Origin of the sequence: Mesorhizobium sp. BR1-1-2 (assembly GCF_020165435.1) — a bacterium.
Classification (GTDB): domain Bacteria; phylum Pseudomonadota; class Alphaproteobacteria; order Rhizobiales; family Rhizobiaceae; genus Mesorhizobium.
In genome coordinates, this window is the sequence record NZ_JAIUID010000035.1 from 1 (window position 1) to 1,158 (window position 1,158).

The 1,158-nt window shown below is 65.0% G+C and carries 1 pseudogene; it reads left to right on the forward strand.

Going from position 1 to position 1,158, the window contains the following annotated elements:
• Nucleotides 1-88: 88 nt before the first annotated feature.
• A pseudogene (locus tag LB551_RS29855) lies at nt 89-1,158 on the forward strand (hypothetical protein); the annotation flags it as partial.

A 1,158-nucleotide genomic window follows, 5' to 3' on the forward strand; every position in this document is an offset into this window, starting at 1 on the left:
TTTGCCGCGGCCGCCTTCCAGGGCGAGTTCTCCGGCAACGTGAAGAGCTATTCCGGCAAGCTGAAGCTCGGCATCACATGGTGAGGCTATGCGCATCTTGGCGTGTTGTTCCTTTGTCAACAGTCAATTCAAGATCCCCCAAATTCGGGGGACTTCTGGGGTCAAGCAGATGGGTAGAAAAATCGATGCACCGAGGCGGGCTCATCCGAAGACGGCTCTGCGCAGAGAGACTTGTCTGTCGACATCGGGCTCGCGCCTGGCACTGGCCATCCTTCTCGCAGCTGGAACGCTGTCGACAACGCTTCCGGCGAGAGCCGAGGACTGGCCAATCTACAACGAGGGGGATCTGCATTTCGCCATCTTCAACGCCGACTACGGCGACACAATCCGGTTCTACGCCAATGTCACGCTGACAGCCAACCTGCCGCCCGTGCGGAGCGGCAACATGACCATCAACGGACAAGGCTTCACCCTCTCCGGCAACAACCAGTATCGCGGCCTGTTCGTGCAGCAGGGCGCGATCAACGTGGCGATCAAAGATCTCACCATCACCAACGCCAAAGCCGAGGGCGGTAAGGGTGGCGACGCAAGATTTATTGTACCCGGCAATCCCGCCCGCGGCGGCGGCGGCGGCGGCGGCGCTGGACTGGGCGGCGCGCTGTTCATCGGCAAAGGCGCCAATGTGACAGTAAGCAATGTCAACCTGCAGGCCAACCAGGCGCGCGGCGGCAATGGCGGCGCGCTCGGACCTTTGACTTTGAGCAGTTCGTGGGGCAGCAGTGGCGGCGGCGGTGGCTATTGGCCCATCGGAGCCGATGGCGGCGACGGCGGCCCCTCCGTCAGTGGTGGAGGCGGTGCGCCGGACGACGCCGGCGGTGACGGTAGCATAACAGACGGCAGCCCCGGTGGTTTTGGCGGCGGCGGCGGCGGCAGCGGCTGGTGTTCGGGCAACGACTGCCCTTATATACCGGGGGCCGGCGGTTTTGGCGGCGGCAGCGGGGCCGGCAGTAGTGGAGTGGCTGAGCCTGGTGGCTTCGGCGGCGGCACCGGCACCAGCAACGACGTCAGCGGTGGCGGCGGTGGCGGCGCCGGTCTCGGCGGTGCGATCTTCGTTCAGGAGGGCGGCAGCCTGACCCTGGCCGGCGCTCTCAACATTTC